We start from the raw sequence: 6,952 nt of genomic DNA, 5'->3' as shown, positions 1-6,952 counted from the left end.
ATCCCCGCCTATGCAGGGACGACAGGCTCTGAGTAATTTGAAGCATAAAATCCTTAACTTAATGACCGTGGGTACATCAGTGCCTCCTCATAGCCATGAAGTTAAATGAGGATCGTATAATGAGAAGGTTTTACTCGGGCTCTTATTCAGAAGATTAACTTAATTGCATAACAGCACATGCAACTCTTCAGGTATAACTGCTTGTTTCGCATCGAGAATACCCAATTTTTCCTTATTAGATCTTATAAAAAAAGCACATTGATTAAGTAATGAAGGTACTTCTACCGTGAAGCCATACTTTATGGCACTATTTGTTTGTTCTATCGGACTCATCTCTGCAATGAGCATTTTGAAATCTTTATCCACTACAATGCGTCTAATGTTAGGGAAAATTTTTCGCAAGGCACATCGCTGCTCTTCTCCATCAGGGATATCAAAAGAAGTTAAATAGATGTGTTCTAAATAAGGCAAAGCATTTCCAAGTTCATCTAACTGCGCCATAGAAAGATTTTTTAAACCATTTCCTCTTAAATCAAGGGACTTAATCCATGGCGGTGTTTTTTTCAATCCGTCGATAAATGATGAAGCATGCACAAGATGAACTAATAATAAACAACTTTCAAGACTCAAATGCTCTATATTTTCAGGGATAGCGGACATAACCGTATTTAAGCTTCTTTCTAAAGTATTCTGCACCAGTGAGAGTGATTTAAGCTGCGGAAAGAATGATAAGCTTTGTAAAAATAAGACTAAATCATTCATGCGATCTAGTGCACACGATAAAAAAGTTAATTTTGCAAGTGCGCAAGGAAAGGTTTGGACGAGCTGAATGGCATGTTCTAAATTGATGCTGTCAAAGTTAGGATGAATATAAACTACGTCTGTAATATGAGCAGGGATGGCGGCAATCACTAAAAGTAATTGTGCTAAATCTATTTTGGCTTTGCTATTAAAGAGTCCCCATACGTCTAAATGAATGCGCGTAATGTGGGTTGGAATTAACTGCAAACAGTAACAAAGTTTCTCTACGTCAATATCCTTGTATAAACTAATACGAATAACAACACGCTCTGTTGTTGGCGCAATTTTCTTCATAAGACGTGCAATCTTATAGTTGTTTTCTAAACAAAGCGCCTCATGAAGTAATTCCACTTCTTTGCCATTTTTTGAACTACAGATAAGATCCTGCTCATCTTCAAAATCTAATTGCACATCGAGCGCATCTACTACTCGCTCTACAATAGAACTAATAAATCCAAAAAAACCCACAAAATACCAAAAAAAATAAACAATGAGACAAATTGTAACTTATATGGACATTTTATCAAGCTAAAAAGCTCTTTAATTCACCAGTTTTATTTTCTTAATGAGAAATTAATTGTTTTTACCACCATGCAAGTGATTTGACTCGTCTATCACTTGCATGGCCTTGTTGAAAAGCTCAAACAACAGAATAATTTCCGTTATCCCGACAAAGATCGGCAACTACATGCACCACGCTGGCAATAGGACGAGTAATAAGTTCCAGGATACTGAGCACAGGGTTAACAAATGCAGCAACAACCGCTGAAATAATAGAGAAAAGTTGTTGCTTCGCTTCTTCTGCTTGCTCTCGAGCATTGGCCTTAATCATCTTGCCCTCATTCTTATCATGTCCAAATTTTGGTGAAGTGCCACTAGCCCAAAAGTGAATTGCGGTGAGCAAAGAAGCAAGGGTATTTACCAGAGCAACCGCCGCATCAAACAAAAATACCGGTAAAACAGCAACATCAATAAATGGGCGAGCTAAATAGTGCATAAAATCAGAATGCTTATTCTTAGTCTCTTGTATCGGAGATAATAAAGAATAAAAACGTACTTTGGTCGATCCAAAAAGACCATATTTGGATACCAGGACAGGATTAATAATTTTAGCCATTACAAACTCCAAAATTGAATAAAAATGCACCCTTCTCATTAGCGAAATGGGGATAAATTAAAGACAAATAAGAATGAAAAGCAGGTTTTAATGTTTAATACCGCATTACCACACGTTCTTCACCCAGAATATTTACTAACAGGCTCAGCAATTCATCACTAGGCATCACCTGCCACTGCTGCGCCAAGCTCAACTGTGCTTTTGCGTGAGCATTGGTATAAGATACCTGCACCGCACAACGCCCTGAATGAGCCTTTAATAACGCTTGGATGGAAGGCAAAGCGCTTTGATCTTCAGGTTTTAAACGTAACTCCAAACAGCGAGCAAAGCGTGCACGCGCTGAAGGCACGTCATAAAGCTGGGTCGCGGTCATTTTAACGCCGCCACTAAAATCATCATGCGCAACCTCGCCCTCCACAACCAACATGTCCCCTGTTGCCAAGGGCGAGGTAAAGGCTTCAAAAACTTCACCAAAGACCACCACGTCCATGCGCGAAGTCGAATCATCCATACCAAAAATTACTAATTTTTTACCACGTTTCGTTATAATCTTACGAATTGCGGACACTTGCGCACAAATGATTGCTTTTTTATGTACCGAAGGATTTAATTGGCTCATCGACACAATAAAATCACCAAATTCACGCCGGTATTGATCCGCAGGATGACCCGTTAAATAAAAACCTAATACTTCGCGTTCACCTTCTAAGCGCTGTGCTTCGGACCAAGGCTTGCTTAACACATATTCCTGCTTGCTCGCCTCATCTTCCAACAAAGAAAACAAATCAAATTGACCACTGGATTGGTTTTGATGTTCTTTCTCAGCTACTTTGAGCGCTTTTTCAAGGGACGCATTCAATACCGCCCGCTCTACTTGCCAATCATCAAAAGCACCACTTTTAATTAACGCTTCCAGCACACGCCGATTTACTTTACGTAAATCCAGTCGCTGACAAAAAGCAAATAAATCAGCATAAGAACCGTGAAGAGCGCGCTCTTCGGTAATACAATCAATGGCCGACTCCCCTACCCCCTTTATCGCCCCAAGGCCATAAATAATGGTGGCATCATCGCGCACGGTAAATGGATACATGGATTGATTAATTGATGGTGGCAAAACCGTTAATTTCATGTGTGCACATTCATCAATAAAGGTCACCACTTTATCAGTATTATCCATATCCGAAGACATTACCGCCGCCATAAAAGCCGCCGGATAATGTGCCTTTAACCACGCGGTTTGGTAAGCAACTAAAGCGTAAGCTGCCGAATGCGATTTATTAAAACCATAGCCGGCAAATTTTTCCATCAAGTCAAAAATATGGGTTGCTACTTTTATATCGACGCCCCTAGCCGTAGCACCTTCGGTAAAAATTTCGCGCTGCTCCGCCATTTCTTCAGGCTTTTTCTTACCCATCGCACGACGTAATAAATCCGCGGCTCCCAAGGTATAATTTGCCAATACCTGAGCAATTTGCATCACCTGCTCTTGGTATAAAATAACCCCATAGGTTGGCTTTAAAATCGGTTCCAAATCTGGATGCGGATAATCAACTGCGGCTCGTCCATGTTTACGATCAATAAAGTCATCCACCATCCCTGACTGTAAAGGACCGGGTCTAAATAAAGCCACCAAGGCAATAATGTCTTCGAAACAGTCGGGCTGTAAACGACCAATAAGTTCTTTCATACCGCGGGATTCCAACTGGAATACGGCGGTTGTTTTGCAGGCTTTTAATAAATCAAAGGACGCTTCATCATCAGTAGGAATTTGACTGATGTCGATTAAAGGCAACCCCTCTTTCTGCTTTTGTTTGTTTACCGTGGCTAAAGCCCAATCGATAATGGTCAGTGTTCGCAAGCCCAAAAAAGTCAAATTTGACCAAGCCCGCCGCTTCAACGTCATCTTTATCAAATTGACTTACAATTTGAGTAGAACCCTCTTCACAATAAATTGCAGTGAAATCAGTAAGTAAGGAAGGAGCAATAACCACGCCCCCAGCATGCTTACCCGCGTTACGCGTAATCCCTTCCAGCTTTAACGCCAAATCAATGAGTTCTTTTACCTCTTCTTCTTCATTATAGCGACGACTCAGCTCCGGCTCTTGCTCCATTGCTTTACTTAGCGTGATGCCGATTTCAAAGGGAATCAATTTTGCTAATTTATCAACAAAACCATAAGGGTGAGCGAGTACACGCCCCACATCACGCACAACCGCTTTCGCCGCCATCGTACCGAAGGTAATAATTTGTGACACACTTTGACGGCCATATTTTTCAGCCACATAGTCAATAACCCGATCGCGCCCTTCCATACAAAAGTCGATATCAAAGTCAGGCATGGATACCCGCTCAGGGTTCAAAAATCGCTCAAAAAGCAATTCGTATTCTAAAGGGTCCAGATCAGTAATCTTTAAGGCATAGGCAACCAAAGAACCCGCACCCGATCCTCGTCCAGGACCTACTGGCACACCATTTTTCTTGGCCCATTGAATAAAATCGGCAACGATTAAAAAATAACCGGGAAAGCCCATGTTATTAATCACGTCCAATTCAATTTTTAAACGGGCATCATAATCGACTCTTATAGTTTGCAATTCTTCTGCTGATTTATGTTTAAATAATTGAACTAAACGCTCTTCTAAACCAACTTCAGATAAGTGTGAAAGGTATTCTTCAACCGTAGAACCTTCTGGAATAGGGAAATTAGGTAGATAGTTATTGCCTAAATTGAGCTTTACCGAACAGCGCTTACTGATTTCCACCGTATTTTGAATAGCGGAAGGCAAATCGGCAAACAAAGCCTCCATTTCCTCGGCTGAGCGTAAATACTGTTGGGCACTGTACAGTTGAGAACGTCGCGGGTCGGCCAAACTATAACCATCATGAATACACACCCGTGCTTCATGTGCCTCAAAATCCTCTTTATCAATAAAACGCACATCATTAGTCGCCACTAAAGGCAATTGCAGCTCATCCGCCAGAGCAATCAATTGCTCATTATAGAGCGCCTCATCAGACCGCCCCGTGCGTTGAATTTCCAAATAAAAGCGGTTAGGGAAAAGTGCTTGCCAATGCAAAGCCCTACTCTTTGCCAAATCAAGGTCATTCGCTAATAAGGCTTGCCCAATATCACCAAACTTACCCCCCGATAAAGCAATTAATCCGGCAGAGTATTCTTCTATCCATTGATTGTGTACCCGCGGCTGCCCCAGATGCTGACCTTCTTGATACGCTTTAGAAACAAGACAGGTTAAATTTTTATATCCTTCCGCATTAAGGCACAATAAAACTAAAGAAGAAACGCGCTCAGGTTGTTGGGGATCATGGCAAGGAAGATCGCTACCAATAATAGGCTTAATCCCAGATTCCACCGCTGTTTTAAACAGTTTCACCGCAGCAAACAAGTTACAATAATCAGTAATTGCAACCGCACACATGCCTCGAGACGGCAAAGCCTTCATTAATGGCTTAACGCGAACCAAACCGTCGACTAGAGAAAATTCGGTGTGAACGCGCAAGTGCACAAATCGTTGTTGCATAGGAGGATAACTTATTAAGCAAATTAGGGGAACTTTAACCCAGATCGCAGGTCTTAATCTACTAAGAATTTAATATTTTATCGCTTAGGTTGTACGTTTGCAAATGTGAACACGGAGTCTCATGACCTGATGGGACTGCTGTTTTTTTTAATTATCACTCTTAGTTCTGAGCACTCTTAGTTCAGATTGAATAAACACCATGCCGCGTCTATTTGCGTTACAATTAATTACAATACAGAAACATAACTATCTATATTCTGCCTCAAAAGATCGAAATTAAACACAAAATACATTTGACAATCAATTTTACTCTGCGTAAACTGCCGTCAAATGAATGAGTAATGGAACTAATCTCTATGACTTTGCCCCTGCAGGATGAAAAAAACCCCCTTTATGGCTTAGAGCTCGCTGAACAATGCCGCAAGCTTTTTACGGATGGAACGAGCATAAAACCTTGGGAATTGTTGTCCCTGGATCGCTTTAATTACACCGAAAAGCAGCTGAAACAAGCCTATCGCCAATTATCATTATGCGTCCACCCCGATCGCGTTCCTAATGACCTTAAAAAAACAGCAGAAGAAGCATTTAAACTAGTCAGTCAAGCGAAAGAATACATGGCCTATGGTTTAAAATCCGCGAGCGAAAAACAACGTGACGTTGAGGCTATTCGCCATAATCCCTTTTATAAAATTTATGGTGATGCAGGTTTTAGCGCCGGTACTGATGATGTGAGAACCACCTCTTACTTTGATGAATATGGAATATTTCATTCACGTAAAGGAATGTTTAAAAAGAAAAGCTATGCAGAAATGAGTTTTATTGAGTTGCTAGCCGAAGCTGACACAGGAATAACCTCCATTCATGCAGACATCGTTATTCGGTTAAAGCAATTTATTTTATCAAATCCAGCATTACTTGCCGTGAGCATAAACAAGGACAAGGACCTTCCTAAAAGAAAAATCCTGAATATTGCGGCTGAAAAAGGCACCGAAGAGTTTATCATTTGGTTACTTGAGCAAGGCGCTGACCCATTTATATTTCTCCAAGCCTATCAACCTGACGGCTACACAGATAGAGTTGACATCGTTTTTTATCCTGTAGTGCGACAACAAATGCAAGTTTTACGCTATTTATTCAACCACTATGGCACTTATTTTTTTTACCAACAGCTAGAGAATGAACCGACTGCCGCTCCTATATGGCAGCATTTAGAACTAGCCATTTCAGTAAATAATCCAGAAGCAACTAATTTTTTACTCACTGACATGGCGTATTTAAAACATCTTAATGAGCGGAAATTTGATCGGTCCTGGCGCAGTGCTCTAAGTTCTCGGGAAGATAATGCCGTTATTACGGCCTTATTAATGCAGCACGGACTCATCGAAGATTTAGAAAACGCGATGTATTGGGCCATAAATAGAAGCTCGCTCACTGCCGCAAAACAAATCCTAACCCAAAGGACGCAATTTAATTTCCAAAAATTGTATGAAGG

3 protein-coding genes and 1 pseudogene are annotated in these 6,952 nt (G+C 40.9%); 1 reads left to right on the top strand and 3 read right to left on the bottom strand.

Going from position 1 to position 6,952, the window contains the following annotated elements:
- Nucleotides 1–159 precede the first annotated feature (159 nt).
- The 3 genes and pseudogenes from LDG_RS11360 to dnaE form a co-directional block, all read right to left on the bottom strand.
- Complete coding sequence (locus LDG_RS11360; RefSeq protein ID WP_006871514.1) at nucleotides 160–1,269, bottom strand: hypothetical protein; 1,110 nt, start codon at nucleotides 1,267–1,269, stop codon at nucleotides 160–162.
- Nucleotides 1,270–1,441: 172 nt separating this feature from the next.
- Nucleotides 1,442–1,918 carry a hypothetical protein gene (locus tag LDG_RS11355; RefSeq protein ID WP_006871513.1) on the bottom strand — a complete coding sequence of 159 codons (477 nt, stop codon included), beginning with the start codon at nucleotides 1,916–1,918 and terminating at the stop codon, nucleotides 1,442–1,444.
- 94 nt (nucleotides 1,919–2,012) lie between these two features.
- Nucleotides 2,013–5,460, bottom strand: a pseudogene (gene dnaE / locus LDG_RS11350) (DNA polymerase III subunit alpha).
- Nucleotides 5,461–5,801: 341 nt separating this feature from the next.
- On the opposite strand from dnaE, the gene LDG_RS11345 reads away from it, so the two are divergent.
- Nucleotides 5,802–6,952 (top strand): J domain-containing protein (locus tag LDG_RS11345; RefSeq protein WP_148263568.1); only part of this gene is annotated, 1,151 nt, incomplete at its 3' end.

Origin of the sequence: Legionella drancourtii LLAP12 (genome assembly GCF_000162755.2) — a bacterium.
In the GTDB taxonomy this organism is placed as follows: Bacteria; Pseudomonadota; Gammaproteobacteria; order Legionellales; family Legionellaceae; genus Legionella; species Legionella drancourtii.
This window is presented reverse-complemented; position numbering and strand designations above follow the sequence as displayed.

Excerpts from the sequence above, each read along its gene's own strand:
- LDG_RS11355 (WP_006871513.1), bottom strand. The coding sequence starts at position 1,918 with ATGGCTAAAATTATTAATCCTGTCCTGGTATCCAAATATGGTCTTTTT.